The organism is Pedobacter sp. AC190, assembly GCF_979258025.1.
The window spans coordinates 1,345,258-1,371,715 of sequence record NZ_OZ409824.1 but is presented as its reverse complement, the minus strand read 5'-3'; the positions used below and the strand labels follow the sequence as shown (position 1 = coordinate 1,371,715).

The window sequence follows — 26,458 nt, the reverse complement described above, 5'->3', positions numbered from 1 at the left end:
TAGATTTGTAGCAATCTTAACGTGTCGAGTCTTTACTATTCCTAGGCTTAATTTTTCTTAATTCCTTAATGGTTAAATTAATTGGAAAAGCAATCTTCTATGCTTCTGTGATTCCGAGTTACAAAAAATCTGTTTGATCGGTTGCAGATGCTCGTGCCTCAGCATGACAGGATATTCAGGCTTCCTATAAAAACGGATTTCCAATGCAGTCAGGTTTAGTTGAGGTAGATACAGTACTTTTAGCTCAAGAACCACCCCGCCATGCGGTCACCCCTTCAAAAAAGGGGGAATTCACCTCAATTTAATTAGAAAATTAAGAATTCTTTTAACTTTCAGCTTTAACCAATTATGTAACCTCACTGTCTCATTTTTAAACAATTTATGGTATAAGCACTATTTACCTTAAATTTGCGACACATTAAAAGTTTACAGTGAAGAAATTAACCATCGGAACACGCGGTAGCGAACTTGCACTATGGCAGGCAAATCACATTCAAAGTGAATTGGCGGCTATTGGAATTGAAGCAGAAATTAAAATTATTAAAACGCAGGGCGATAAAATCCTGAATTTACGTTTAGATAAATTAGAGGGAAAAGGCTTTTTTACCAAAGAATTGGAAGAAGAGCTTTTAGCTGGAACAATCGATTTGGCGGTTCATTGCCTGAAAGATTTACCAACTAATCATCCTGCTGGGTTAACTATCGCTGCAATTCCAACTCGTGAAGAAGCAACAGAATATCTTTTGATTTTAAAAGATTGCGTTGATGTTTCGCAGAAGCTTTCTTTGAAAAAAGGGGCAATGGTAGGTACTTCTTCAAACAGAAGAAAAGCGCAGCTTTTAGGTTTGCGCTCTGATTTAGAAATTGAAGATTTACGTGGAAACGTTCCAACCCGCATTCAAAAACTTCGCGATGAAAATTATGATGCTATTATGCTGGCGAAAGCAGGTATTAAGCGTTTAGGTTTAGATGTAAGTGAATTTCATGTAGAGGAATTAGAACCAACTGAATTTGTTCCAGCGCCTGCACAAGGTGCTTTGGCTATTCAAATCAGAGAAAATGATCATGAACTTTTTGATGCTTTACAAAAACTCCACGACCCAGCAACAGCGGAGGAAGTTGGAGTAGAACGTAAAGTATTAAATATTTTTGAGGGCGGTTGCCACATGCCTTTAGGTTGTTACTGCAAAAAAGAAGACGGCCAATTCGAAGTGTGGACTTCAAAAGCAGAAACTGCCGATGATTTTCCCGAGCGTTTGTTTCTACGTTCGGAAACGACAGAGGGTTTAGCCGAAAAAATTGTAGCCAAATTTGACAAGGAAAGAAAGAAACCTGCAAAGGTTTTCATCTCTCGTGAAATTGGTGAACATAGTTATTTCCGTAAAGCTTTAGAAAGTAATAATATAGAAATAGAGGGACGTTCGTTAATTCGTACATTTCCAATCGTTACTGTTTTAGATCAGTTTATATTAAAGAATATTGACTGGATTTTCTTCAGTAGCCGAAACAGTGTTGAGTATTTCTTCAATTTAAAGCCGCAGTTACCAAAGAAAACACAATTTGGTGTAGTAGGCAGAGGGTCTGAAGACGCCTTACGTAAGTTTGGGCATTTCGCAGATTTTGTTGGTACTAGCGGTGATATTTCAGAAGTGGCAGAAGATTTTGCAAGATTAGTTTCTAGCAAGAATGTATTGTTTCCAAGAGCACAAGATTCTTTACAGTCGATTCAAAAATCTTTGCCAGCGGATGCGAAAATCATCGACTTACCAATTTACGAAACGGTAATAGAAGAAAATATAGACCAAAGTTATGCGGATGTGCTGATTTTTACTAGTCCATCGAATGTTGATGCATATTTCGCTGATAATTTATTGGAACCTGGTCAGCAAGTGATTGCTATTGGTAATTCTACAGGTAAAAAATTCGACGAAATGGGCGTAAAATATGCTTTGCCATATTCCCCTGATGAAATCGGATTGTCGGAAGCAGTTTTTGGGATAGAGATTAGGTAGAAGCTCAGCTGAAAGCTTTAAGCGAAGACTTTGGGGGCAGAAAGGAAGTTTCAGAAGGTAAAGAAACACCCGGTCCTGCGGGACACTTCTCTGGAAGAGAGGAATTAGAAACGAGCAGAAAAAAGATGCATTTTATTGCAGCATACCCTGAATTGACGATCTTGCTTATGAACGAAGTATCTGCAGCTGATGAAGCATATTCTTCGTGCATCAGTATGACGCATGTTAAAAAAGGTTACAATCCTCGACAATATTGGTGAGGACTGTAATTATCGAGGCATTACTGAAATTGCTTTTCATATTTCTATTGCGCTCTAAAAATAAAAATGTTTCGTGAGGACACTAACCATGATGCTCCGAAAAATATACAATACTCAAGTCTTGATACTTGATACTAAATACTTGATATAAAATAAGATGTTACATCGTCCGCGAAGATTAAGGAAAAACCCGTTGGTTAGAGAGATGGTAGCCGAAACTCGACTATCGAAAGATATGTTTGTGTACCCTTATTTTGTGGTGCCAGGAACGAATGTTACACATGCAATTGATGCCATGCCTGGTGTAAACCACTATTCGGTTGACACTTTGGTTAAGGATGTGGAAGCTGGAATGAAAAAGGGCCTGAATAAAATCATGCTTTTTGGTGTTGGCGATGAAAAATCGGCTGATGCGAAATCTGCTTATCACGACCATTCGTTAGTGCCAACGGCGGTTCGTGAATTGAAAAAACAATTCGGCGAAGATTTATATGTAATTACTGACGTTTGCGTTTGTTCTTATACGAGTCACGGTCACTGCGGAATTATGGAAAACGATTATGTTCAAAATGATAAAACAGTTAATGTGATTGCGAAAATGGCTTTAACACATGCGCAAGCGGGTGCAGATATGTTTGCCCCATCGGATATGATGGATGGCAGAATTGAAGCCATGCGTAATCTTTTAGATGAAAATGGTTTTGTAAATGCGGCCATTATGAGTCATGCCACAAAGTTTGCATCGGCTTATTATGGTCCGTTTAGAGAAGCTGCCGATTGTGCTCCAAGTAAAGGCGATAGAAAAGCATATCAAATGGATTTTAGAAATCCTTTGGAAGCTTTACGTGAAGCGCAGTTGGATGAACAAGAGGGTGCGGATGTTTTGATGGTTAAACCTGGTTTGGCTTATCTGGATATTATTCAACGTTTGAAACAAGATACCAACTTACCAATTGCGGTTTACAATGTTTCTGGCGAATATTCGATGGTTAAAGCTGCTGCTGAACGGGGCTGGATTGACGAACAAAAAGTGGTTATGGAAACCATGCATGCCTTTGCAAGATCAGGAGCAAGCATTATTACCACTTACCATATTAAAGATATTTTAAATAACGATTGGATGTAATTTGAGCTGAAAGCTTTAAGCCGAAAGATCGAAGCCACTTTATAACGCTTTATATTCACTTTCAGCTTTAGTCTTTCAGCTTTAAGCTTAATAAAAATGTTAGATTCATTAAAGAAAATGTTTTCAGGCAATGAGGCCGATATTCCAGTGAATACAGGAAGTAAACCTGATATTTCGCGTGTAAAATCTGCGGAGTTATATGAGAAATCGAAAACGTATTTCCCTGGTGGGGTAAACTCGCCTGTTAGGGCCTTCAAATCTGTTTATGGTACGCCACTTTTTATCGAAAAAGGCGATGGTTGCTACATTTGGGATGCTGATGGAAACCAGTTTATTGATTTTTGCGCAAGTTGGGGTCCGCTGATTTTAGGGCATAATAACCCGAAAATACGCGAGAAAGTGACTGAGGTGATGCAAAATGGAATGAGCTTTGGCGCACCCACAGCTTTGGAAAATGAACTGGCAGAGTTGATTATCAAGAACAATCGTTTTGTTGAGAAAATTCGTTTCACAAGTTCTGGTACAGAGGCGGTAATGTCGGCGATTCGTTTGGCAAGAGGCTTTACTGGAAGAGATAAAATTTTGAAATTCGAGGGGTGTTACCACGGTCATAGCGATTCGCTTCTGGTTAAAGCAGGTTCGGGTTTAGTTACTTTTGGGGAAACTTCTTCTGCTGGTGTGCCAAAATCTTTTGCTGAAGAGACCATTGTGATTCCTTTAAATGATAAAGGGGCAATTGAACAAGCTTTCATTCAATTTAATGACCAGATTGCTGCGGTTATTATTGAGGGAATTCCTGCCAACAATGGCTTAATTTTGCAGGATGAAGAATACATTCATTTCTTAAGCAAAATTTGTAAGGAAAATAATTCGCTTTTAATTTTTGATGAAGTGATTACTGGTTTCCGTGTTGGTTTTGAGGGCGCTGCTGCATATTATGGCATCACACCTGATATTGTAACTTACGGAAAAATTATCGGTGGTGGTTTACCTGTAGGTATGTACGGTGCGAGGGCTGAAATTATGGCGCACATTTCACCTGATGGCGGCGTTTACCAAGCGGGTACTTTGTCTGGCAATCCAGTGGCGATGGCTGCGGGAATCGCAACCCTAACAGAGCTAAATAAATCTAGCTTTTACAAGGACTTAAATAATAAAACCCAAGATTTTGTAGCTAGTATTCAGCGTTTTGCAACTGCTAGAAATTATAAATTTAAAGTGTTTACGGTCGGTTCTATTTTCTGGTTCGCTTTTACGGATAAGGATAAAATTCAATCGGCTGATGATATTGATGCGGGTAGCATGGAGAAATTCAAGGTAATGCACCGCGAATTATTGAACCGTGGGGTTTATTTAGGTCCATCGGGATATGAGGTTGGTTTCGTATCTTCAGCACATACGAAGACAGAATTGGAGAAAGCGAAGAGAGCGATTTTTGAGGCGCTTGATTTGGTGTTTAAGAAATAGGTTTTTAACTAAGGAGGGCACCGAGGTTTTTAAAGAGTGGAAAGAGTTTTTTAACCATATAAGAATATAAGAAAACAAACAAATTTTTCGTGAAGACACGAACCGTGGCGATTCGGGAGAGTGGAAAAAGTTTTTCAACCATATAAGGCATATAAGAAAACAAAAAAAATGTTTCGTAAGGACACGAATCATGGAGACTGAAATAACCAAATAAACAAAAATTGCTTTCCATACTTCAACGCTGAGTATGACAAATAAACGTTTCGTGAGGACACGAACCATGCGATAAATAATATCATTTAGCATCTAAGGAATAATATCTTAAAATCCTTAAATCATAAAAATCCTGGTAAAGACAGATGAAGAAATCCATTATCATATTTTACGCGTTACTACTTTACGCATTGATTCAGCTCATTTCTTGGGGTACTTTGGTGGTGCGTTTGCAGCCGAGTCGCATGACGATGATTATGGGGGAGGGCTCGGTGTTTTTGTTTCTGCTTTGTATTGGCGGTTATTTTCTCCATCAATCATTAAAACGCGAAGATAAACTAAGAGAGCAACAGCAGAATTTTTTGATGTCGATTACCCATGAGTTGAAATCGCCTTTGGCTGCGATAAAACTTTCTATCCAAACCATTGTTAAAAGAGATTTAGATAAGGCCCGACAGGTTTCGCTTTTAAATAATTCGTTAAAAGATATTGAGCGTTTGGATGATTTGGTTGAAAATATGTTGTTAGCAACCAAGATTGAAAATCGTTCTTACACTTTTCCGAAAGAGGAATTTAATTTTTCGGAACTGGTTTATAAAATTACGGATCGGTTGCAGGTTCACTCTTGCGGAAACGAGCAACTGATCAATGCGCAAATTCAGCCAAATTTGCAGTTAATGGGTGACAAGTTTGCCTTATCGTCAGTTGTGACGAATTTGATTGAAAATGCGGTTAAGTATTCAAGTCCTTGTGATGAGATAAATGTGCTTTTAGGCCAAGTTGACGGGCATATTCAACTGAGTGTGATTGATAAAGGACCAGGTATTTCAGATGCCGAAAAAATGTTGATATTTGATAAGTTTTACCGAGTTGGTAACGAGAATGTCAGGAAAGCGAAAGGAACAGGTTTAGGCTTGTTTATTGTGAAAGAGGTTTTACAATACCATGATGCAGATATTACAGTAAAAGACAATTTGCCTCAAGGAAGTATTTTTGAAGTAACATTTAGTTAATCTCAATTATGTCACAAAAATTAAGAATTCTATTGGTAGAAGACGAGGATCACTTGTTAGATGCTATCAAATTAAACCTGGAACTTGAGGGTTATAAAGTTCACGCCGTTAAAGATGGCAAAACCGCTCTTAAAATATTTAAAGAAGAACGCTTTAATCTAATTATTTTAGATGTAATGTTGCCTGAAATGGATGGTTTCCAAGTTTGTGAAACAATCCGTTTAGAGAATGCAGAAGTTCCGATTATGTTTTTAACTGCTAAAAACACGTCAGAAGATCGTGTTTTGGGTTTGAAAAAAGGTGCTGATGATTATTTAGTTAAACCTTTCAACTTAGAGGAATTAATTCTTCGTGTTGGTATTTTGGTAAAACGCAGTTTAAAATCGGATGATTTAAAAGAGCTAAACTCTTACAAAATTGGCGATAAAACGATCTATTTTAACTCTTTCGAATTGAAACACGACGATGGTACGATTACGCCATTAACGAAAAAAGAAACGATGTTGTTGAAGCTTTTAATTGAGCGTAAAAACGATGCGGTTTCTCGTGAGCAGATTTTAGAAACGGTTTGGAATTATGATGTTTATCCATCGACCAGAACGATTGATAACTTCATTTTAACGTTCCGTAAGTATTTCGAGCCAGATCAGAAAAACCCTGTTTATTTCCACTCGATTCGTGGTGTAGGCTATAAATTTACTGATATTCATTAATGTACAATAGTCTCGGTAGGTATGTGTTGATGGCCGTTTTTGTGCTTGCTGCGTTGGTTTGTGTTTATTACAATCAATACCAGCTGGCGGCGGTTACGGGGTTTTTATTTTTATTTATTATTTGGAGTCATTTCAGGCATAGTTCTGTTTTAATGGCCTCAAAATATTTTAAAAATAATGAGTTTGATAAGGCGAAGTTGATGCTAGCGGAAGTTCCGAATGCAGAAAGACTATCGAAAAACCGAAGAGGCTATTATGAATTTATGCAAGGCAACCTGGCCTTAAAAGAGGAAGATTACGAAAAGGCTGAATATCACTTTCAGTTAGCCAGTCGTTTTCCTGTTGGCGGAAAGAATGAGAAAGCTTATGTATTAATACACCTGGCTAATCTCGCTTTGCGAAAAAAAGATAAAGAAAAGGCAGAAGCATACACAAAGTTGGCCAAGGAACTTGCAGAATCATCACTCTCGAAAGATATTATTGTGAAAATAGAAAAGGAAATAGGCAAATTATAATACTAATATTGTCATTTTGAATAACGAAGCACCAGTTTAGGAATAAAAAGGTACTTCGTTTTTTTTTTATTTATACCTTTGCGCAATTAAAATTTTTAAGCATTAAGCTGTTAAGCCTTTTTTTGGTTCTTAATACCTGAAATACAAATCATGAAGAATAATTTATTTTTAGACGCTGCATTTTCAAAACAAACAGAACGTCCTCCAGTTTGGATGATGCGTCAGGCTGGTCGTTTTATGCCACAATATTGGGAGATTAAAAACAAATACTCTTTTTTAGAGATGTGTAAAACTCCAGAAATTGCTGCAGATGTAACGATGCTTCCTGTTGATTTGTTGGATATTGATGCGGCGATTTTATTCTGCGATATTTTAGTAACAGGTGAGGCTATGGGTGGCGATTTGAGCTTTACTCAAGGCGTTGGACCGAAGTTTGCAAATCCTGTGCGTAATGCACAAGATATTGAAAACTTAAATGTTGATTGTTTGGATGAACTACAATACGTTGCTGATGCGATTAAAGTGATTCAACAGCGTTTAAATGGTCGTATTCCTTTGATCGGCTTCGCTGGTGCACCTTTTACGGTAATGAGTTACTTAATTGAGGGTGGTTCTTCTAAGGATTTTAAATTAACGAAGCTTTTTATACACAACCAACCAGAATTGGCGCATAAGCTTTTAGCTAAAATTGCTAGAGTAACGGCTGATTATTTGAATCTTCAAATTGCTGCTGGTGTTAATGCTGTTCAAATTTTCGATAGCTGGGCGCTTGCATTATCTTGGAATGATTATCAGGAATTTTCACACCGTTATATCCAGGAAATTATCTCGAACTTAAATAGAAAAGATATTCCTGTAATTTCTTTTTGTAAAGGAAGTTCGGTTTTTGCGCCAATTATGGCAGAAGCTAAACCTGATGTAATTTCTGTAGATTGGAATGCCGATTTGTTAAACATAAAAAATGCTTTGCCAAAAGGTATTGCTGTGCAGGGAAATTTAGATCCCCATATTTTATATGCGGATCAATCGGTGATTAAAGCGCAAATTCATAAACTGTTTGAGCGTATGCGTGGAAGGGAGGGATTTATCTTCAATTTAGGTCATGGTATTATGCCTGATATTCCTTTTGATAACGTGAAATATGCAATTGATGTGGTGAAGGAGTTTAGGTATTAATTTCAACTCATTTTGCTTATATTAGCGTAAATAATTTACGAGCCATGACAGTCAAATCATTACGTGACGAAGATAGATTGCCAATTAAACAGGTAATTAACGCCATAAATAAAACGATGGATGAGGTTCTTCGCGTAGTTGATGCTATGGATTTAGGTAGAACTGAAGTGAAAGCTGATGGGGTTTATAGAACTTTCAATAACGGCGAAATCGTAAAGATTTCTTCTGGGAACTTCACTAAAAAAAGAGTAGGTAAAAAAAGAATTAAACTGTTTTAATAATGGCTATCAAGCCTAAATTGAGAGTTTTCGCTGGGCCAAATGGTTCTGGTAAAACAACACTTTATAATTCAATTAAGCCAATTTATTTTTCAACCAAGCTTTTTGTAAATGCAGATAATCTTGAATCAGATTTTAAGAAAAACAATTTTTTAAATCTATCAGAGTTTGATATTATCTGTTCACATACCGAATTTGAGCAATTCAGCATTTCAAATGGATTATATTTAAAAGCAGGTTTCAAATTCGAAAGTTGGAATCTCGTTGTAAAAGAAAATGTTATCGTAAAAGGAGAATTTGATGACATCGAATATAACTCTTATCATTTTGCAATAGTTGCTGATTTTATTCGCCACAAATTAATTGAGTCTAGAAAATCATTTTCTTTTGAAACAGTTTTTTCTCATCCATCTAAGTTAGCACTCATCGAATTCGCTCGTCAGAATAATTATAAGGTTTATTTATATTTTGTTGGAACAGAAACACCTGTGATGAATCTAGAACGGGTAAAGGATAGGGTAAATAAAGGTGGTCATTTTGTTGATGGTAAAAAGGTTGAGAAATGCTATTTTCTTACAATGGATTTACTTATAGATATGTTAAAAGAAGTTGATGAAACTTATCTTTGGGATAATTCTGGTTCCAAAAATAATTATATTGGGAATATAAAGAATGGAATTTTAAATCTTGAATATACCTAATTGGATAAGCACCTATATTTTGAATAAAATCAAATCATGATAGAAACCCTTCAGCCATATTATTACTACTTTCTTGCGGTACACATCGTATTTGTAATTAGTTGGATGGCGGGTTTATTTTATATTTTAAGTCTGTTTATTTACCACACGGAGGCCAACGAAAAACCAGAACCCGAAAAAAGTATCCTACTAACTCAGTTTACTAAAATGGAGGCTACATTATGGAAAATTATTGCGACACCTGCAATGGTTATTTCAGTTTTGGCTGGCATTTCTATGCTTACTTTGCGCCCAGGTTTATTGCAGGCAGATTGGATGCATGTTAAACTTGGCTTTGTAGTAGGTTTGTTGATTTATCATTTCATTTGCCAAAACATTGTAAAACAGCTTAGAAATGGTCAATTCAAGATGACAAGTTTTCAATTGCGTTTATGGCGTGAGCTGGCTACTATTTTTATGATTGCGATTGTATTTGTAGTGATTTTAAAGAATGCCATTAACTGGGTTTACGGCTTAATTGGTATAATGGGTATTGCATTGGCAATAATGATTGCGGTGAAGCTTTATAAGAATTATCGGTTAAAGAATAAGAAATAAATTTTATTTTGTGGAACGTTCTTAGTTTTAGCATCTTCAGAATAAAGAAGATGCTAAAACTATACTTTTTTGCCTTGTTAAGTCTAATTTTAAAAATTAACAGGGTAGAAGCGAAAACCATTTCAGTTGATCCTGATTCAATATATCAACAACAAGCAAAAATTTTCATCAACGACATTTATGCAGAAAAGCTGAAATCCAAAAGATCCGTGCTAATCAATGAACCACAATTTTATCGCCATGGCTTAGAAGATTCAGATACTAGTTTTTTTGATACAAAAGAATTGTCTTATATAAAAAAACAAATTCAAGAACCGGAATTAAAATCTTGGCGAAATTTAATTAGTACGCAGATGAATTGTATAAGTAAGGATTCTCTTAACCGCATTCTTAAAAAGGAATATTTGAGATTATATAATGGATGGGATTATTTTTATAGGTATGTCGGTAAAGATATTCACATTTTTTCAAGCCCTATATTTATAAAGAATTATCAATATTGCTTATTTTATACTGAAATATCGTGTGGGTTAGGATGTGCTAGCGGAGAAACTTTTCTCTACCGTAAAAAAAATGGAAAATGGGCAAAGTTTAAATTAATTTATAGCTGGATAAGTTGATCTTATTTGTTAATAACAAAATTTAGGCAATTTCCTTTTCAAGGAGAAATTTTGTTTGCTTTTCGTCAACTTGCACCTGGTTCTTAATACTTGATACCTGCTACTTTATACTTTACCAAAAAACTATCCTAAATTTGGGCGATAAAATCCAAGCTCATGTTTACAACCACAGGTTTGAAAAAAACCTTACTCTTTATATCTTTTCTTTTCACAACTTATATTGCTTCGGCACAGTTTAATCAATCGGCTTTAGAAAACAGAATCCGTCCAGATAGTAGCTTAACCAACGAGGTACATTTTAGCTTCTATAACCTTAATTACGTTCGTAATTACGAATACACAAATGATTTCCATGACGGTTATACTTTGTACGGAACGCAGTTACAACCCCAAATTGTGTATTATGCGCATCCTAATTTGGCGATAACGGCTGGTGCTTTTATCCGCAAAGATTTCGGTAGAAACGGAATTACTGATGCTAAGCCTTTGTTTAACTTAAAATACCACAAGCGTAATTTAACCTTGATTTTTGGGAGTTTAGAGGGAGGGATTCAACATAAATATATTGAGCCTCTTTACGATTTTGAGAGAACAATAACGAACCCTATTGAATATGGCACGCAGTTATTAGTGGAGCGTAAGAAATTTAATTTAGATGCCTGGATTGCCTGGCAGAAAATGATTGATAAGGGCGAGGCTGCAAAAGAAGAAATTGTCGGTGGTTTATCTACAGAAACCACGATTGCAGAAAACAACGGCTGGAAGTTTAGTTTCCCTGCACAGTTTTTAGCTTTCCACCAAGGTGGACAAATTGATATTTTAAAAGAGATTCCGATTAGTACGGTTTTTAACGGCGCAGCTGGTTTGAAATTACACAAGGAGATAAATACTAATATAAAACAGGTTTATACCGATAATTATATTGCTGTTTACAAAGATTTATCTCCTGATAAACGTCGTGTTTTTCAAGGCGGTTTTGGCATGTGGTTAAATGCAGGAGTTGAAAGTAAATGGGGAAGTCTGGTGGCTTCTTACTGGAAAGGAAATAACTTTATTTCGATTAAAGGAATGCCTTTGTACGAATCGGTTTCGAGTAATTTATACACCAACGGTTTAAAGCAAAGCGGTAGAAATATTGTTTCGTTGCGTTATGCTTACCAAAAAGAATTAATTCCGCATTTGTATCTTGATGTTCGCTTTGAACCGCATATTGATCTGGATAATACGGATAAACAGCTACAGTTTAATCATTCGTTTTTTTTAACTTATAAACAGGATTTTAGATTGTTTAAGGCAAAGAAATAAATTTTTGTCTTAGCCAGACGGGCTTTTTTCTTTTGACAACAAAAGAGACAAAATTGCCAGCTGAAAATTTTTGTATCGAAGTTAGTAATTTGGCTTGGTTAATGCATCCCCAAAAATTTGTTAGGCTGGATATAAGATTAACGAAGATTTTCTGCCTGGGCTTTGCTGGATGGAAAAAAATAATTGCATTAGAATACCGTTTGCTGAAGCAGACGGCAAGGAAATGTAAATCGTTTTAAAATAGCTATTCATTGCCGTTGGCTTTAGCCAACGGAACTATAAATATACTTTTCGGCTTTAGCCAAATTCTCCGCTTTGCTGCTTTGTGTTGAGCACTCCTGGCGTTTCTAAACCCGATAGCAGTGCAAATACTTTTTGATGCAGCAACCCTAAATATACTGTCATGCTGAGGCACGAAGCAGCTGCAGCCGATGAAACAGATGCTTCGTGCCTCAGGATGGCAGAAGTTAAAAAAGATTGGAACGGATAGCGGGACTAACGCCTCAAAAAATCTCCTGCCATTGCTTTCCAAATCAAAAATCTATATCTTTCTTGAAATTTATTTAATATTTATCTTACTGATAATCAGTGTGTAAAAATGAATTTTAACTTTTATTTAACTTTTTCTTACTCCTCATGCAACCAATGTTTGTAATCTGCCATCTTCTATATACAAACACACAATGAAATTGACGCGAAGCTATACGATAAACGATTTGATGGAAGGCTGCAAAGCTGGCGACCGAAAGATGCAGGAGCTGCTTTATAAGCAAACTGCCTCGAAAATGTTGGCCGTTTGTATGCGCTACGCAAAAGACAGAATGGAGGCCGAGGATGTATTGCAAATGGGATACATCAAGATTTTCCAAAAGATTAAGGAATACCGTGGAGATGGATCTTTTGAGGGCTGGATTAGAAGAGTAATGGTAAATACTGCAATTGAAAGTTACCGTAAAAATTTACGCAGCTTAAATGTGGTAGAAATTGATGAGGCTTATGAGCAACCTTCGACAGGGTTTGATTTTGGTACACTGGGTATGCAGGATTTGATGAAAGTGATACAAAAATTGGCAGATGGTTACCGAATGGTTTTCAATATGTATGTAATAGAAGGCTACTCACACAAAGAGATAGGAGAAACTTTGGGGATCTCGGAAGGAGCAAGCAAATCGCAATTATCGAGAGCGAGAGCAATATTAAAAGAAGAAATTATAAAAATGGAGGGATTTGGTTATGCAACCTATACAGGATAAGGATTTTGATAAGTTATTTAAAAATGCTTTTGAAGATGCCGAAATTACGCCATCGAGAGATTTATGGAGCAGTATTGAAAGTGAAATTGAGCCAAAGAAAAAAAGGATTATTCCAATTTACTGGTTGTCGGCAGCGGCGGTTTTACTTGTTGCAACAGTTGGCTTTTTGATTTACCAACAACAGGATGTTAAGCCAAAGCAATACGCTAATAATGTTACGCCGAAAGTTGAAACACCAGTTATAACGAAACAACCAACTCAGGATTCGGCGGTTTCGATTGTAACGCCAGTTGAAAAGGTAGAACAAATCTTGCCTATTGTAAATGCTAAACCAGTTACTACTTTGGCTAAAACCATGGTAAAAAAAGAGGTTAAGCCTGTAGAAAAACAGAAAGTGGTTACCGCACCTGAAATGCAAAAACAGGAAATTATGATTGCGAAGGTTGAAGAGCCAAAACAGGATATTAAAGAAAAAATTGATGCTGCTGTTTCCAAGGCTAATTCTGAAACAGTTTATGCTTCAACAGCTTCAGTTATTAAATCGGATGTTGTTGATAGTGAAAACAATCAAGCGGAAAGTAAAGGAATTAGAAATGTTGGAGATGTTGTAAACTTAATTGTTAACAAAGTTGATAAAAGGAAAGATAAGTTTATCCAATTCCGTACGGATGATGATGATTCTTCTCTCTCATCAATAAATATTGGCCCGTTTAAATTCGGCAAAAAGAAAAAATAACCAGGATTGATTAAGATTTAAGGATTTTAAGATCGGATGTTTAAATCTATCATTTAATAATTCATTCACTTTAAAATATAAACACACACAAAATATGAAACGTCTAATTTTTACAGCACTTATGGTAGGTGGACTTGCCAGTGCTTTTGCTCCAAGTGCTTTTGCACAACAAGATACAGTAGTTAAAGACTCAGTAGTTACCAAGAAAAAAGCTAAATATAACTTAACCATTGGCGGTGGCAATCTTATTACTAAAATTGGCGATTCAACAGATAATTCAAAAAAAGGTCGCTTTGTAGGTGGAGTTACTTTTACCCGAGTTGATTTAGGTTTCTCCAGATTAATTGATAACGGAAGTTTTAATTTATCTCCAAATAATGAATTTTTAGATTACAAAGGTGGTAAAACAAGTACATTCTCTTTCGATGTTTTGCAATTCGGTTACCGTTTTAACTCTAACTTTAAGGTTTATGTAGCGGGTGGTTTCGATTGGACATTAATTCGCCTTAGAAAAGATATTACTATTGCCAAAAATTCAAGTGAGTTTGTTTACACCGAACAGCCTGTTCAGTTCTCTAAAAATCGTTTCTCGAGCAGTTATGTGCATATTCCTTTAAACTTCGAATTCCGCACCAATCAGAGTTCTAAAGGTAAAAGATTCTACGTGGTTTTAGGTCCTGAAGTAGGTTTCTTATTAAACGGTAAAATAAAACAAGTTAGCGATGAGCGTGGCAAAGAAAAACAGTACGATAGCTACCATTTCCAATCGGTACGTTATGGTGGTACGGTTAGAATTGGTTACGGAGGCTTAGGGTTGTTTACTAAATATTATTTCAACGATATGTTTACGACTACACAACAAGCTGGATTGAAAAATATGAGTTTCGGGGTAACCTTTGGCTTAAATTAAAATATAACAACACACAAATAAGTTAAATCCTGTTTCGGTTAGGCGGAACAGGATTTTTTTGTATAACAACAATTTCGATTTAGACTTTAGTCTTTCTGCTTTAAGCTTTATATTTACTCCGTGAGCGATAATATAATCAGTGTAAAAAACTTAACGAAACAATACCAGGCTGAGCAAGCTGGAGGAATTAAAAATATTACTTTCGATATTAATCGGGGGGATGTAGTAGCGATTATTGGCGAAAGCGGTAGCGGTAAATCAACTTTATTAAAATCTATTTATGGTTTATTAAAAACCGATAATGGTGAAATATTTTTTGAGGAAGAGCGAATTAAGGGGCCAGATGAACAGCTGATTCCTGGGCATAAGCAGATGAAAATGGTTACGCAGGATTTCTCGCTCAATATTTATGCTAAGGTTTACGATAATATTGCCTCACAGCTATCTAATACTGATTTAAAAACCAAAGCCGAAAAAACCCTGGCTATAATGGAACATTTGCGGATACTTCCATTACAAAATAAAAAGATAATTGAACTGAGTGGTGGAGAACAACAACGTGTTGCAATTGCCAAAGCGATGGTTGCCGATACTAAAGTTTTATTGCTTGACGAACCTTTTAGTCAGGTGGATGCTTTATTAAAGAACCAATTACGTGCAGATATTAAGCGGGTTGCTGCAGAAACTGGAGTTACGGTAATTTTGGTTTCTCACGATCCTGCTGATGGTTTGTTTCTTGCTGATCAGCTTCTTATTTTACGGAATGGTGAACTTTTACAAACTGGTAAACCATCTGAAATTTATCAGCAACCAAAACATATTTATACGGCCCAGATTTTAGGAAATGCAGTGGTTTTATCTCGCGGCGACGCAGAAAAACTGGGTTTGAAAACTTTTGCAGGATCAGTTGTTTTCTATCCGGAATGGGCAGAAATTAATAGCAATTGGAGTAGCAGACGTTTTGAAGTTAAAGACGTTTATTACAAAGGTTTTTATGATGAACTGTTGCTTGAAAGAAACGGTGTTAATGTTCGGGCGTTGCAATTGAATAGGGGCGAGCATAAAAAAAACGACCACGTTCAGTTGAACATTAGTCGTTTTTTAGAGTTTTAATGTAAGTCTTTTAATCTGCAGAAGAGGCAACCAAAACAATTCTTGCACCAATACTAGCCGTAGGTCTAACTGGTAAAGTGTTTCTATTGTTATTAAATTGAAGATATACCCTTATTCTACCTGGAAAAGAACTGTAGCTGTAAGAGTCGGTTCCGTAAGTAAATGGTAATGCATCATAACCATCGTCGTTAAAACGGGCAAATGACAAGATTATACCATCATCTTCATATTGTTCGATTCTGTTGTCGGTGATATCTACATAGTAAAAAAGGCCATTTGCATCACTTCCCGAAGTCCACTGATTTGGCTGAATAGTTTTATACAGTGTAATGTTCGGTGTGTTTTGAACAATCGTGTCCTTTTTGCAAGATGCCAAACCTAGTGTGACAATGCAAAGCATTAAAATAGTTAGCTTTTTCATATTGATTAGTGTTTATTTGTGTGTGTTGCTTTGCGTATTACAAAACAACTGCCAAAAATTCTGAATCACACATTATGGATTAATAATTGTTTATCAAATAGAACACGACATTGAAATTTGAATTCATATCTTTTAAAAATGAGAGTAATTTTTAGAGTTTTGCCCTGGTTAATTTTATTGGTTGCGGGATACTTTTTTATTTCGAAAAAGTTTAGCATTAATACTTCAGTTGAAAGTAAACATCAGCTTTTGGTAGAAAAAATCGAGGCTATTGGTAAATTAGAGCTGGTTCGCTACCAAATTAGCGATGTATTGGAACATAAAAACAAAACAGATTTTTTGCCTGAAGCAAGCGTTTTACTCATTGTAAAAGCAGAAGCTGTTGGCTGTATCGATCTTACTAAAATAACTAAAGATAATATTGAAATTGATGCGGATACAGCTGTAGTAAATTTACCACAGCCAGAGATTTGTTATGTAAAAATTGACCACAAAAACTCTAAAGTTTACGATACCAAAATGGCTTTTTTCCGCGAAGCGGGATTAGTTGATGAAGCTTACAAGGCTGCAGAAAAACATGTTGCTGCCGAAGTTAAAAAATCTGATATTTTGGCGCAAACAAAAACCAATGCATTAAATGTGCTTAAGCCAATAATTGAGGGTTTAGGGTATAAAAATGTAAAGCTGACTTTTGATTAGATTATTTTTTTTATCATTTTAAATCTTAGTACAGCTAAGTTTAAGCAGTAGCCAATATTATAAAAAATCTTCACGGTGTGGATTAAAAATATCAACCAGTATTCCAGCCTCCAGGCAAACTACACCGTGAAATATCATCGTTGGAGCATAGAAAATATCTCCTTCATTAAGGATTTTCCTATTATCGCCCATGGTAACTTCAAAACTCCCTTTCGCCACATAACTTAGCTGCAAATGCGGATGATTGTGAATTGTGCCAATTGCATCTTTTTCAAAGGCAACTTTAACCAGCATCAGGTTATCGTCAAAAGGCATTACTTTACGTTTCACGCCTGCACCCAAATCATCCCAATCGATGTCGTTGTCAGTTATTAATGTTTTGTTTGTTAGATCTTTGAAATTCATTTTCTTATGAGATTTTGTCCAATTGAGCTTGTCGAAACGTTGTTCTTCGACAGGCTCAGAATGACAATTTTATAAAATGTTATTTGCTTTCTCTGCGAAAAACTTAGGGTTCTTTTCGGTTAAACTTTATACCAAATACTCAAACAAAGTTTGATCCTGATTCAGTTCTATAATCTCGAATTTAAAATCCTTCATGCGCTGCAATAAACTGGCATAATCATCTTTATCAGTTAACTCAATACCAACCAAAGCTGGGCCATTTTCTTTATTCGTTTTTTTAATAAACTCGAAGCGGGTAATATCATCATGCGGGCCTAAAACCTCGTTTACAAATAATTTTAAAGCACCTGGTCTTTGTGGGAAACGAACAATGAAATAATGTTTCAAACCTTCAAAAAGCAGAGATTTCTCTTTGATTTCCTGCATGCGCTCAATGTCATTATTTCCACCACTGATCACACAAACAATGTTTTTTCCTACAATTTGATCCTTTACCTGTTCTAGTGCCGCTACCGACAAAGCTCCGGCAGGTTCTACAACAATCGCGTCTTCGTTATAAAGCTTCAAAATAGTAGTACAAATTTGGCCTTCAGGAATCAAATAAGTCGAGCTGAGCAATTCCTTACAATATTGGTAAGTGATCCAGCCCATTCTTTTTACTGCCGCACCATCCACAAAACGTTCGATGTTTTCAACAGTTATTGGTCCGCCGTTTTTAAGGGCTTCGCTTAACGATGGCGCACCCATTGGCTCTACCCCGAAAATTTTAACTTCAGGTTTTACGGTTTGCAAATAAGCGCTCACGCCCGATGCTAAACCACCACCGCCAACAGGTACAATTATGGCATCTAAATCAGGTAAATCCTGAAAAATTTCCATCGCAACCGTAGCTTGTCCTTCAATTACCTTTTCATCATCAAAAGGAGGGATAAAGGTCGAAGATTTTTCTTCACAATAAACTAGAGCCTCCTTTAAACAATCGTCAAATGTATCGCCCACCAAAACAATTTCAATATTGTCGCCACCAAACATATTTACCTGTTTGATTTTTTGCTTAGGCGTAATTTCGGGCATAAATATTACACCTTTAATGCCTAACTTTTTGCAAGAATAAGCGACGCCTTGAGCGTGATTGCCAGCGCTGGCACATACAATTCCGTTTTTTAAAGCATTTGCATTTAAAGCACTTATTTTATTATAAGCACCACGTAATTTATAGGAACGTACAATTTGTAAATCTTCCCTTTTTAGGTAGATATTTGCATTGTATTTTAACGATAATCCAGCATTAAATTCAAGAGGAGTACGTTTCACTACACCTTGTAAGGTTTTAAATGCGCTTTCAAAATCGAAAGTATTTTTTATTGTATCATTCATTTGTTCAGTATAAAGTTGTAAGAATCAAGTATCAAGATTTGACTCACACTTATTTTTTTTGAAAAGCATGTTCAGTGCTTTTCGGTATTGCAGTCCTCCCCAACATTGTTGGGGATTGCAATCTTTTTTAGCTTCTATCATGCTGAGGAACGAAGCATCTTTTTCATCGGTTGCAGATGCTTCGTTCCTCAGCATGACAGAATATTTTAAGGTCGCGTCAAACAAAGTATTCCCACTGCTGTCAGGTTTGAGTTTGGGCCGTCATTGCGAGGTAAGAAGCAATCTTACAACTTAATATTATTTTTTTTCGCTTTAAGATTGCTTCGTACCTCGTAATGACAATTCCGTTTTTATCTTTCTGCTTTGATCTTTCTGCTTTGATCTTTCTGCTTTAACCTTTCTTACAAAAACTTATTAATCGCATCTAAATATGCATTCGCCGATGCTTTCACAATATCAGTGCTGAAACCAAAACCCACAAAAGATTTACCTTCGTAGTCCACTTTCATATTTACCTTACTCACATCATCGCTACCGCCATGCATTGCTTGTATGGTAAATTCTTTAAGAGTAATATCTTTGTCGATAATACTCACAATTGCATTTATTGTTGCATCAACTGGGCCATTTCCTTCAGCTTTTGCTTCTTTCTCTACACCTTCGTATTGTAATTTAATATTAGCTGTAGGTTTAGCCTGGTCGCCGCAAACTACCTGAAGTAAGTTTAATTTATAGCCGTTCTTGTATGATTCAATTTCGCCATCACTCATCAAGAAAAGTAAATCATCATCCGTAATGTCTTTTTTCTCATCAGCTAAAACCAAGAAACGTTCGTAAACATCATCAATATTAATTTTTTCAATATCGTAATCTAAACGCTCTAAATGATGTTTTAAAGCATGGCGACCGCTACGAGCAGTTAAAATGATATCCGCACTGTTTAAACCAACATCTTCAGGATTAATAATTTCATAGTTTTCGCGGTGCTTCAAAAATCCATCCTGGTGGATACCAGAGCTGTGAGCAAAGGCATTTTTACCAACAATTGCTTTATTTGGTTGTACTGGCATGTGCATCATGCGACTAACCATTCCACTGATTTCTGTGAAATATTTACTGTTAATCCCTGTATGTAAACCTAAAGCATGTGTTTTAAGAATCATCGAAACTTCCTCCAAAGCAGTGTTCCCAGCTCTTTCGCCAATTCCGTTAATGGTACATTCAATTTGACGTGCACCATTTAATACGCCTGCAATGCTATTTGCTGTGGCAACGCCCAAATCATTATGACAATGAACAGAAATAATGGCCTGATCTATATTTTTAACGTGCTCTTTTAAGTAAAGAATTTTGGAGCCATATTGGTCTGGCAGGCAATAACCGTTTGTATCAGGTATATTAACAACCGTTGCACCAGCTGCAATTACAGCCTCAATCATTTGCGCCAAAAATGCATTGTCTGCTCTTCCTGCGTCTTCCGCATAAAATTCCACATCTTCCACAAACTTTTTAGCATATTTTACAGCCTCAACTGCTCTTTCTAAAATCTTTTCGCGGGTACTGTTAAATTTATATTGGATGTGCATATCCGATGCGCCTATACCGGTGTGGATACGTGGGTATTTGGCATATTTCAAAGATTCTGCAGCAACATCTATATCTCCTTTGATCGCTCTAGTTAAAGCACAAATGGTTGGGTTTTTAATCGCTTTTGATAACTCGACAACACTTTGAAAATCGCCAGGACTTGAAATTGGGAAACCAGCTTCAATTACATCAACGCCAAGTAATTCAAGTGCTTTGGCAATCTCAATTTTTTGGTTGGTGTCTAACTGGCAGCCTGGAACCTGTTCGCCATCGCGTAAGGTGGTATCGAAAATATATACTTTATTTGGATCGTGTATCATGATGCTTGTATTGTGGATTTTTTTTGGGATAAAAATTTCAATACCAATTTGCCCATTTCGGCTGTGCCTAAAACTTTAAATCGGTTAGTGGTTTGGTCGGCAATGTCATGTGTTCTGAAACCTTCTTTCAAAACCGCATCAACGGTATCAACAAGTAATTTGGCTTCTTCTTTTAGTCCGAAACCAATTTCTAGCATCAACGCAGCCGAGAGGATCGAAGCTAAAGGATTAGCTAAGTCTTTACCCGTGATATCATGCGCAGAACCGTGGATTGGCTCAAAGAAACCAGTGCTTTCTCCAACAGATGCTGATGCTAGCATACCCATTGAACCTGCTATTTGTGAGGCTTCATCAGTTAGGATATCGCCAAATAAATTTGCAGTTAAAACCACATCGAATTTCTTAGGATTTTTAATGAGCTGCATCGCTGCATTATCAATAAACATGTGCTCGGTTTCTACATCAGGATATTGTTTTGCAATTTCCTGAACGGTTTCTCGCCATAAACGAGAACTTTCTAAAACATTCGCTTTATCTACCGAACATAATTTTTTACTACGTTGCTGAGCAGCTTGGTAAGCTTTGTGCGCAATACGCTCTACTTCGTAACGGTGGTAAATCATTAAATCAGAAGCGGTATTTCTATCTTCAGAACGTGTTTTTTCGCCGAAATAAACATCTCCCGTTAATTCGCGGAAGAATAAAATATCCGTTCCTTTTAATATTTCGGGTTTAATACTCGATGCCTGAAGAAGTTCATCGAATAGTAATATCGGGCGGAGGTTTGCAAATAAACCAAGTTCCTTGCGGATTTTTAATAAACCTTGCTCAGGTCTAACTTTTAAACTTGGGTCGTTGTCGTATTTGGCATGGCCGATGGCACCGAAGAGGATGGCATCGCTTTTTCTTGCTTTCTCTAAAGTTTCGTCTGGCAATGGTTCGCCTGTGACCTCAATGGCCGCGTGACCCATTAAAGCTTCATCAAACACAAATTCATGGCCAAAAATTTCTGCAATTTTTTCTAATGCTGCTTTTCCCCAGGTGGTTACTTCTGGTCCAATACCGTCTCCAGGTATTACTAAAATGTTCTTCTTCATTTTCGACTTTTATTGTTTTCAGCTAATCATTTGCCACGGAGACTCGGAAATTGGGAAAAATTGATTCCGTGTATTCTGTGTTTCTGTGGCAATTCTGCTTTAGCTTAGTATTTCTATATTTAAACTTTCAACGACTTTTACCTCGCCTTTTTCTAATAATATTCTTTTCTCGATGCAGGTTGGCAACTGCGATTCAAAATGGCCAACATAAATTAAGGTCATTCCATTGCTGCACAACTCATCAACCAATTGGTTAAAATGTACCGTTTGCTGTTGGTCTAAACCTTGGCATGGTTCATCCAGAATCAATAATTCTGGGTTTTTTATTATGGTTCTTGCCAATAAAACCAATCGTTGTTTTCCCAATGGGAGCGAACTTAAGAGCTCGTTTTTATTTTCAGTTAAACCAAAATATTCTACCAATTCATTAACTTGTTGGCCTTTAGTGTAAGGCAGCTGTTGAAATAATCCAACCGTGTCATAAAAACCAGAAGCAATACTTTGCCAAACCGTTGCCGAAGCATCAAAATACCAATGAAACTCAGGTGAAATTAAACCGATATGCTGTTTAATGTCCCAAATGCTCTCGCCACTTCCACGTCGGTTGCCAAACAAGTAAAGTTCATTGGCGTAAGATTGTGGATGGTCGCCATTTACAAGGCTTAATAAAGTTGATTTTCCAGAACCATTATGTCCTTGCAATAACCATTTTTCGCCAGCTTTAACTTCCCAATTGATGTTTTTTAAAACCTGTTTTTCGCCATAACTGATGTTAACGTCAACCATTTTAATAATATTCTCGGAAGAATAAACAGGCGATTCTTTTAGGAAATCTGGAATTTCTTTTGAATGTTGATCATCAGAAACTGATGTTATAGCTCTTGAATTAGAAACTGAAATTTGACCATTTATTATTTCCGCAAAGCGATGAATAGAATTTGGTAACTCCGAATCATTACAAATTAAAATCAACTGAACACCATCCGTTGAAACTTCATTTAATAAAAGGTTAAGGTTTTTGCGTGATGCGGCATCCAGGCCTGTATAAGGTTGGTCGATAATTAACAATTGCGGCTTTAACCACAAAGCTTTAACGAGCTGCAATTTTTTATGTTCTCCGCTAGATAATTCAATCAGTTGCGAGCTGGCAAATGAAGAAAAATTTAAAGCTTCTAAAATGTGTTCAACTTTATCTAAGTGAAGACCTTTTTCCTTGCCATAGCTAATTAATTCTGCATGAACGGTAAGTGTATCCTTCGCCTGCTGGCTAGTATAACGTTGTTGATAATAGAAATTGGCAACGCCTTCTAAATTTTTAAACTGATACCAGCTTTCTACGAATAAAACCTCTGCTGGTAAATGACTTTCATTATTGAAATTGATTTTTACCTCGCCAGCCGCATTTTGCAAGCCTGCAATAATTTTAGCTAACGAAGTTTTTCCGCTTCCACTCGTGCCACCTAATGCCCAGTTTTCGCCACGATTAATAGTCCAAGTCAAATCCTTTAACACCGATTTTTGTTGGTGTTTTAGGTTTAAATCCTGAATACTAACGAAACTTTCTTTCATGCTATTTTATTTTTCCCTTCGGGATGATTACAACGATTAAAGTGATTCCACTGATTCTTATAGGCGGTCGTCATTGCGAGGTACGAAGCAATCTATCGCTTTAAGATTGCTTCGTACCTCGCAATGACGAGTGTGTTCGCGTTTCGCTTTAGTCTTTCAGCTTTTTACTTCTTCTCAAACTCTTCAATCAAACTTTTCTGAGCCAGGATGAAATCGATATCATCATAGCCATTAATCAAGCACGATTTTTTGTAAGCGTTAATCTCAAAAGATTCCTGTACACCGCTTTCAACGATCGTAACCGTTTGGTTTTCTAAATCAACCTCTAAAGGAGATTTTGCATTGATATCTACAGCTTTAAAAATTTGAGCTAAGAAATCTTCGCTTACCTGGATTGGCAATAAGCCATTGTTCAGGGCATTACCTTTGAAAATATCAGCAAAAAAACTACTGATTACCGCATCGAAACCTGCATCCTGAATAGCCCAAGCTGCGTGTTCACGACTACTGCCGCAACCAAAGTTTTTTCCTGCCACTAAAACTTGGCCGCTATATGTCGGATCGTTTAACACAAAATCAGCTTTAGGTTGATTATCGTTTTCATAACGCCAATCGCGGAACAAGTTTTCGCCAAAACCCTCACGAGTTGTTGCTTTTAAAAACCTCGCAGGGATAATCTGGTCGGTATCAATGTTCTCTATGTTTAAAGGCACTACTGCCGATGTTAATTTTGTGAACTTTTTCATTTTATTAGTATCAAGTTGGGAGTAACAGGATCGAGAACCCTTTTATCGACTTATTTTTTTATTTATTTGCAGCAAATACTACAAAATTGTAATACTGATAGTAGCAATTCGCATTTTGTAATCCTGCATTTTCAAGCCATTCTAACTGCGGCTTTAAAGGCGCCATAATATCAACCTTAATTCGCTCAAACGCACTTTGTTTCTCCTCATCCGTTAGGTTCGGATTTTGCTCCACATGATTTTTCCAGTTTTCAGTAAAAACTTTTTCTGCCACTTCAGTTTCCCCTAAAACCTGATCAGCGTTGATAAACCAACCTCCAGGTTTGAGCGTTTTTGCAATTTTGCCAAACAACTGTTGTTTCAATTCATTTGGTAAATGGTGTATCGCGAGTCCTGAAACCACTAAATCATAATGATTTTCTGGTAAATCTACAGTGGAGAAATCGGCGTTTAAAAAACTAATGTTTTCATTTCGCTCGAAACGCTCCTCTGCTTTTTTAAGCATCTCTTTAGAGATATCAACCAAAGTTATTTTCGCCTCAGGGTATTTCTCATGAAAGAACGCACTCATCAATCCAGTTCCTGCACCAACATCCAAAATGCTTTTAACTGCTGGAACATTTTCCGACAGCGCTAAAGCGGTACCATAAAAATCATCAAAACAAGGAATAAGAAAACGCCTTTGCCTATCGTACTTCTCAGATACTGCATTAAATTGGTTTTGAATTTCTTCCAAACTCCCCAACCCTATAAAGGGGGCTTCTGTTCTATCGTTTATGCTTATCGAATTAGACATTTCTACTTTTTGGGTTAGGGGGTTAATAATTCCCTCACATCCGTAATCACACCTGTAACAGCAGCAGCAGCAGCCGTTAACGGACTAGCCAATAAAGTTCTAGCATTTTGCCCTTGTCTGCCTTCAAAATTTCTGTTCGATGTTGAAACACAATATTTTCCAGCTGGAATTTTATCTTCGTTCATACCTAAACAAGCGCTGCAACCCGGTTCACGTAACTGGAAACCTGCAGCTTCGAAAATTTTATCCAAACCTTCGTTTTTAGCTTGCTGCTCTACTTGTTTCGAACCGGGAACAATCCAGACCGTAACATTATCCGCTTTGCGTTTATCTTTTACAAAATCAGCTACTTCACGCAAATCTTCAATACGAGAGTTGGTGCAACTTCCAATGAAAACATAATCAACTGGTTTGCCAATTAATGAAGCATCATCATCAAAACCCATGTAGTCCAACGCTTTTTGATAAGAAAGTTTTTCTTTTTCTGGTTGAGCATTTGTTGCAGGGATGTTTTCCTGGATACCCATTCCCATTCCTGGGTTGGTTCCATAAGTAATCATTGGTGCAATATCTGCCGCATCGAAAGTTAAAACGCTGTCGAATTTTGCATCAGCATCGCTGTATAAAGTTTTCCAATAGGCTAAAGCTTTACCCCACGCTTCGCCTGCAGGCGCAAATTCTCTACCTTCTATGTAATCGAAAGTAATTTGGTCTGGAGCAATTAAGCCACCTCTGGCCCCCATTTCGATGCTCATATTGCAAATCGTCATCCGAGCTTCCATACTTAAACTCTCGATTGCCGAACCAGCATATTCGATGAAATATCCAGTTCCACCAGCTGCAGAAATCTGAGCGATGATGTATAGGATGATATCTTTTGCGCCAACACCTTTTCCAAGTTCGCCATTAACCTCAATTTTCATGGTTTTAGGTTTCGATTGCAACAAACATTGGGTTGCGAAAACCTGCTCAACCTGTGATGTGCCGATTCCGAAAGCAATCGCTCCAAAAGCACCATGGGTAGAAGTGTGGCTATCGCCACAAACCATCGTTTTTCCTGGTAAGGTAATACCCAACTCTGGGCCAATTACGTGAACAATTCCTTGAAATGGGTGTCCTAAGCCATAAAGTTCAATCCCAAATTCTGCACAATTTTTGGTCAGCATATCCACTTGGTAGCGAGAAAGCTCTTCTTTAATTGGCTGTAATTGGTTTAACGTTGGCACGTTATGGTCGGCTGTTGCCACCGTTTGTTGTGGACGAAAAACAGGCAAACCTCTTTTGCGCAAGCCATCAAAAGCCTGAGGAGAAGTTACCTCGTGTATTAAGTGTGTATCAATGTATAAAATATCAGGAAATCCTTCTTCACTTTTTACAACGTGTGCATCCCAAATTTTTTCTACTAATGTTTTTGACATTTTATTTTGTATTTA

The 26,458-nt window shown here is 36.8% G+C and carries 26 protein-coding genes; 17 read left to right on the top strand and 9 right to left on the bottom strand.

From position 1 onward, the window contains the following. The first annotated feature begins 431 nt into the window (after nt 1-431). The 16 genes from hemC (at nt 432) to ACZZZI_RS05870 (ending at nt 16,008) form a co-directional block, all read left to right on the top strand. Nucleotides 432-2,012, top strand: a complete 1,581-nt coding sequence (gene hemC, locus ACZZZI_RS05945) for a hydroxymethylbilane synthase (RefSeq protein WP_424058733.1) — start codon at nt 432-434, stop codon at nt 2,010-2,012. Between the two features lie 417 nt (nt 2,013-2,429). After that, on the top strand, nt 2,430-3,398 hold the full coding sequence (hemB, locus tag ACZZZI_RS05940) for a porphobilinogen synthase (RefSeq protein WP_463488929.1): 969 nt from the start codon (nt 2,430-2,432) through the stop codon (nt 3,396-3,398). Nucleotides 3,399-3,494: 96 nt separating this feature from the next. Then, nucleotides 3,495-4,865: a glutamate-1-semialdehyde 2,1-aminomutase gene (gene hemL / locus ACZZZI_RS05935; RefSeq protein ID WP_463488928.1), complete on the top strand. Its 1,371-nt coding sequence runs from the start codon at nt 3,495-3,497 to the stop codon at nt 4,863-4,865. Nucleotides 4,866-5,224: 359 nt separating this feature from the next. Further along, nucleotides 5,225-6,091, top strand: a complete 867-nt coding sequence (locus ACZZZI_RS05930; protein ID WP_344765878.1) for a sensor histidine kinase — start codon at nt 5,225-5,227, stop codon at nt 6,089-6,091. An 8-nt stretch (nt 6,092-6,099) separates the two neighbouring features. Then, nucleotides 6,100-6,804: a response regulator transcription factor gene (locus ACZZZI_RS05925; protein WP_109926856.1), complete on the top strand. Its 705-nt coding sequence runs from the start codon at nt 6,100-6,102 to the stop codon at nt 6,802-6,804. Further along, the gene (locus ACZZZI_RS05920) at nt 6,804-7,319 is read left to right on the top strand and encodes a hypothetical protein (protein WP_463488927.1); all 516 of its coding nucleotides are present in this window, start codon (nt 6,804-6,806) and stop codon (nt 7,317-7,319) included. The genes ACZZZI_RS05925 and ACZZZI_RS05920 overlap by 1 nt, the downstream gene beginning before the upstream one ends. 150 nt (nt 7,320-7,469) lie before the next feature. Continuing rightward, nucleotides 7,470-8,495, top strand: a complete 1,026-nt coding sequence (gene hemE / locus ACZZZI_RS05915; protein ID WP_344765880.1) for a uroporphyrinogen decarboxylase — start codon at nt 7,470-7,472, stop codon at nt 8,493-8,495. A 44-nt stretch (nt 8,496-8,539) separates the two neighbouring features. Next, nucleotides 8,540-8,773 (top strand): hypothetical protein, encoded by a 234-nt coding sequence (locus tag ACZZZI_RS05910; protein WP_316763575.1) that lies wholly within the window; start codon nt 8,540-8,542, stop codon nt 8,771-8,773. Between the two features lie 2 nt (nt 8,774-8,775). Further along, nucleotides 8,776-9,474 carry a zeta toxin family protein gene (locus tag ACZZZI_RS05905; protein WP_316763572.1) on the top strand — a complete coding sequence of 233 codons (699 nt, stop codon included), beginning with the start codon at nt 8,776-8,778 and terminating at the stop codon, nt 9,472-9,474. Between the two features lie 36 nt (nt 9,475-9,510). Continuing rightward, complete coding sequence (locus ACZZZI_RS05900; RefSeq protein WP_463488926.1) at nt 9,511-10,071, top strand: CopD family protein; 561 nt, start codon at nt 9,511-9,513, stop codon at nt 10,069-10,071. Between the two features lie 50 nt (nt 10,072-10,121). Further along, the gene (locus ACZZZI_RS05895; RefSeq protein WP_316763565.1) at nt 10,122-10,691 is read left to right on the top strand and encodes a hypothetical protein; all 570 of its coding nucleotides are present in this window, start codon (nt 10,122-10,124) and stop codon (nt 10,689-10,691) included. A 156-nt stretch (nt 10,692-10,847) separates the two neighbouring features. After that, complete coding sequence (locus tag ACZZZI_RS05890) at nt 10,848-11,996, top strand: hypothetical protein (RefSeq protein WP_463488925.1); 1,149 nt, start codon at nt 10,848-10,850, stop codon at nt 11,994-11,996. A 683-nt stretch (nt 11,997-12,679) separates the two neighbouring features. Beyond that, nucleotides 12,680-13,249, top strand: a complete 570-nt coding sequence (locus ACZZZI_RS05885) for an RNA polymerase sigma factor (protein ID WP_025146912.1) — start codon at nt 12,680-12,682, stop codon at nt 13,247-13,249. Continuing rightward, nucleotides 13,230-13,985 (top strand): hypothetical protein, encoded by a 756-nt coding sequence (locus ACZZZI_RS05880; RefSeq protein WP_344765882.1) that lies wholly within the window; start codon nt 13,230-13,232, stop codon nt 13,983-13,985. Before ACZZZI_RS05885 ends, ACZZZI_RS05880 begins: the two co-directional genes overlap by 20 nt. A gap of 94 nt (nt 13,986-14,079) precedes the next feature. Further along, nucleotides 14,080-14,895, top strand: coding sequence for an outer membrane beta-barrel protein (locus ACZZZI_RS05875; RefSeq protein WP_316763547.1), 816 nt, complete (start codon nt 14,080-14,082; stop codon nt 14,893-14,895). A gap of 120 nt (nt 14,896-15,015) precedes the next feature. Continuing rightward, nucleotides 15,016-16,008 (top strand): ABC transporter ATP-binding protein, encoded by a 993-nt coding sequence (locus tag ACZZZI_RS05870; protein ID WP_463488924.1) that lies wholly within the window; start codon nt 15,016-15,018, stop codon nt 16,006-16,008. Nucleotides 16,009-16,018: 10 nt separating this feature from the next. Here ACZZZI_RS05870 and ACZZZI_RS05865 read toward each other — a convergent pair whose 3' ends face one another. Then, nucleotides 16,019-16,429, bottom strand: a complete 411-nt coding sequence (locus ACZZZI_RS05865) for a hypothetical protein (RefSeq protein WP_316763541.1) — start codon at nt 16,427-16,429, stop codon at nt 16,019-16,021. Nucleotides 16,430-16,567: 138 nt separating this feature from the next. Between ACZZZI_RS05865 and ACZZZI_RS05860 the strand changes: the two genes are divergently transcribed. Next, entirely contained in the window at nt 16,568-17,128 is a 561-nt protein-coding gene (locus tag ACZZZI_RS05860) for a DUF4230 domain-containing protein (protein ID WP_424058129.1), read from the top strand. A 57-nt stretch (nt 17,129-17,185) separates the two neighbouring features. Here the strand turns inward: ACZZZI_RS05860 and ACZZZI_RS05855 are convergent, their stop codons facing one another. The 8 genes from ACZZZI_RS05855 to leuC form a co-directional block, all read right to left on the bottom strand. Continuing rightward, nucleotides 17,186-17,533, bottom strand: coding sequence for a cupin domain-containing protein (locus tag ACZZZI_RS05855; RefSeq protein ID WP_463488923.1), 348 nt, complete (start codon nt 17,531-17,533; stop codon nt 17,186-17,188). A gap of 126 nt (nt 17,534-17,659) precedes the next feature. Continuing rightward, complete coding sequence (ilvA, locus tag ACZZZI_RS05850) at nt 17,660-18,910, bottom strand: threonine ammonia-lyase IlvA (RefSeq protein ID WP_463488922.1); 1,251 nt, start codon at nt 18,908-18,910, stop codon at nt 17,660-17,662. Between the two features lie 401 nt (nt 18,911-19,311). Further along, nucleotides 19,312-20,817 (bottom strand): 2-isopropylmalate synthase, encoded by a 1,506-nt coding sequence (locus tag ACZZZI_RS05845; RefSeq protein ID WP_463488921.1) that lies wholly within the window; start codon nt 20,815-20,817, stop codon nt 19,312-19,314. Continuing rightward, a complete protein-coding gene (leuB, locus tag ACZZZI_RS05840) occupies nt 20,814-21,914 on the bottom strand; it encodes a 3-isopropylmalate dehydrogenase (protein WP_316763529.1) in 1,101 nt (366 codons plus the stop codon). Before leuB ends, ACZZZI_RS05845 begins: the two co-directional genes overlap by 4 nt. Nucleotides 21,915-22,013: 99 nt before the next feature. Next, on the bottom strand, nt 22,014-23,483 hold the full coding sequence (locus ACZZZI_RS05835; RefSeq protein WP_463488920.1) for an ATP-binding cassette domain-containing protein: 1,470 nt from the start codon (nt 23,481-23,483) through the stop codon (nt 22,014-22,016). Between the two features lie 164 nt (nt 23,484-23,647). Then, nucleotides 23,648-24,229 (bottom strand): 3-isopropylmalate dehydratase small subunit, encoded by a 582-nt coding sequence (leuD, locus tag ACZZZI_RS05830; RefSeq protein ID WP_463488919.1) that lies wholly within the window; start codon nt 24,227-24,229, stop codon nt 23,648-23,650. Between the two features lie 58 nt (nt 24,230-24,287). After that, complete coding sequence (locus ACZZZI_RS05825; protein ID WP_463488918.1) at nt 24,288-25,025, bottom strand: class I SAM-dependent methyltransferase; 738 nt, start codon at nt 25,023-25,025, stop codon at nt 24,288-24,290. Between the two features lie 14 nt (nt 25,026-25,039). Beyond that, the gene (gene leuC, locus ACZZZI_RS05820; RefSeq protein WP_463488917.1) at nt 25,040-26,443 is read right to left on the bottom strand and encodes a 3-isopropylmalate dehydratase large subunit; all 1,404 of its coding nucleotides are present in this window, start codon (nt 26,441-26,443) and stop codon (nt 25,040-25,042) included. Nucleotides 26,444-26,458: the final 15 nt, after the last annotated feature.

Bases quoted from the DNA above. Each gene is read 5' to 3' on its own strand.
- ACZZZI_RS05835 (WP_463488920.1), bottom strand. From the start codon at position 23,483: ATGAAAGAAAGTTTCGTTAGTATTCAGGATTTAAACCTAAAACACCAA.
- ACZZZI_RS05925 (WP_109926856.1), top strand. From the start codon at position 6,100: ATGTCACAAAAATTAAGAATTCTATTGGTAGAAGACGAGGATCACTTG.
- ACZZZI_RS05895 (WP_316763565.1), top strand. From the start codon at position 10,122: ATGCTAAAACTATACTTTTTTGCCTTGTTAAGTCTAATTTTAAAAATT.
- ACZZZI_RS05930 (WP_344765878.1), top strand. From the start codon at position 5,225: ATGAAGAAATCCATTATCATATTTTACGCGTTACTACTTTACGCATTG.
- leuC (WP_463488917.1), bottom strand. From the start codon at position 26,443: ATGTCAAAAACATTAGTAGAAAAAATTTGGGATGCACACGTTGTAAAA.
- ACZZZI_RS05845 (WP_463488921.1), bottom strand. From the start codon at position 20,817: ATGATACACGATCCAAATAAAGTATATATTTTCGATACCACCTTACGC.
- ACZZZI_RS05855 (WP_463488923.1), bottom strand. From the start codon at position 17,533: ATGAATTTCAAAGATCTAACAAACAAAACATTAATAACTGACAACGAC.
- ACZZZI_RS05825 (WP_463488918.1), bottom strand. From the start codon at position 25,025: ATGTCTAATTCGATAAGCATAAACGATAGAACAGAAGCCCCCTTTATA.
- ACZZZI_RS05880 (WP_344765882.1), top strand. From the start codon at position 13,230: ATGCAACCTATACAGGATAAGGATTTTGATAAGTTATTTAAAAATGCT.
- hemL (WP_463488928.1), top strand. From the start codon at position 3,495: ATGTTAGATTCATTAAAGAAAATGTTTTCAGGCAATGAGGCCGATATT.
- ilvA (WP_463488922.1), bottom strand. From the start codon at position 18,910: ATGAATGATACAATAAAAAATACTTTCGATTTTGAAAGCGCATTTAAA.
- hemB (WP_463488929.1), top strand. From the start codon at position 2,430: ATGTTACATCGTCCGCGAAGATTAAGGAAAAACCCGTTGGTTAGAGAG.
- ACZZZI_RS05900 (WP_463488926.1), top strand. From the start codon at position 9,511: ATGATAGAAACCCTTCAGCCATATTATTACTACTTTCTTGCGGTACAC.
- ACZZZI_RS05860 (WP_424058129.1), top strand. From the start codon at position 16,568: ATGAGAGTAATTTTTAGAGTTTTGCCCTGGTTAATTTTATTGGTTGCG.
- ACZZZI_RS05885 (WP_025146912.1), top strand. From the start codon at position 12,680: ATGAAATTGACGCGAAGCTATACGATAAACGATTTGATGGAAGGCTGC.
- leuB (WP_316763529.1), bottom strand. From the start codon at position 21,914: ATGAAGAAGAACATTTTAGTAATACCTGGAGACGGTATTGGACCAGAA.
- ACZZZI_RS05920 (WP_463488927.1), top strand. From the start codon at position 6,804: ATGTACAATAGTCTCGGTAGGTATGTGTTGATGGCCGTTTTTGTGCTT.
- leuD (WP_463488919.1), bottom strand. From the start codon at position 24,229: ATGAAAAAGTTCACAAAATTAACATCGGCAGTAGTGCCTTTAAACATA.
- hemE (WP_344765880.1), top strand. From the start codon at position 7,470: ATGAAGAATAATTTATTTTTAGACGCTGCATTTTCAAAACAAACAGAA.
- ACZZZI_RS05890 (WP_463488925.1), top strand. From the start codon at position 10,848: ATGTTTACAACCACAGGTTTGAAAAAAACCTTACTCTTTATATCTTTT.
- ACZZZI_RS05910 (WP_316763575.1), top strand. From the start codon at position 8,540: ATGACAGTCAAATCATTACGTGACGAAGATAGATTGCCAATTAAACAG.
- ACZZZI_RS05875 (WP_316763547.1), top strand. From the start codon at position 14,080: ATGAAACGTCTAATTTTTACAGCACTTATGGTAGGTGGACTTGCCAGT.
- ACZZZI_RS05865 (WP_316763541.1), bottom strand. From the start codon at position 16,429: ATGAAAAAGCTAACTATTTTAATGCTTTGCATTGTCACACTAGGTTTG.
- ACZZZI_RS05905 (WP_316763572.1), top strand. From the start codon at position 8,776: ATGGCTATCAAGCCTAAATTGAGAGTTTTCGCTGGGCCAAATGGTTCT.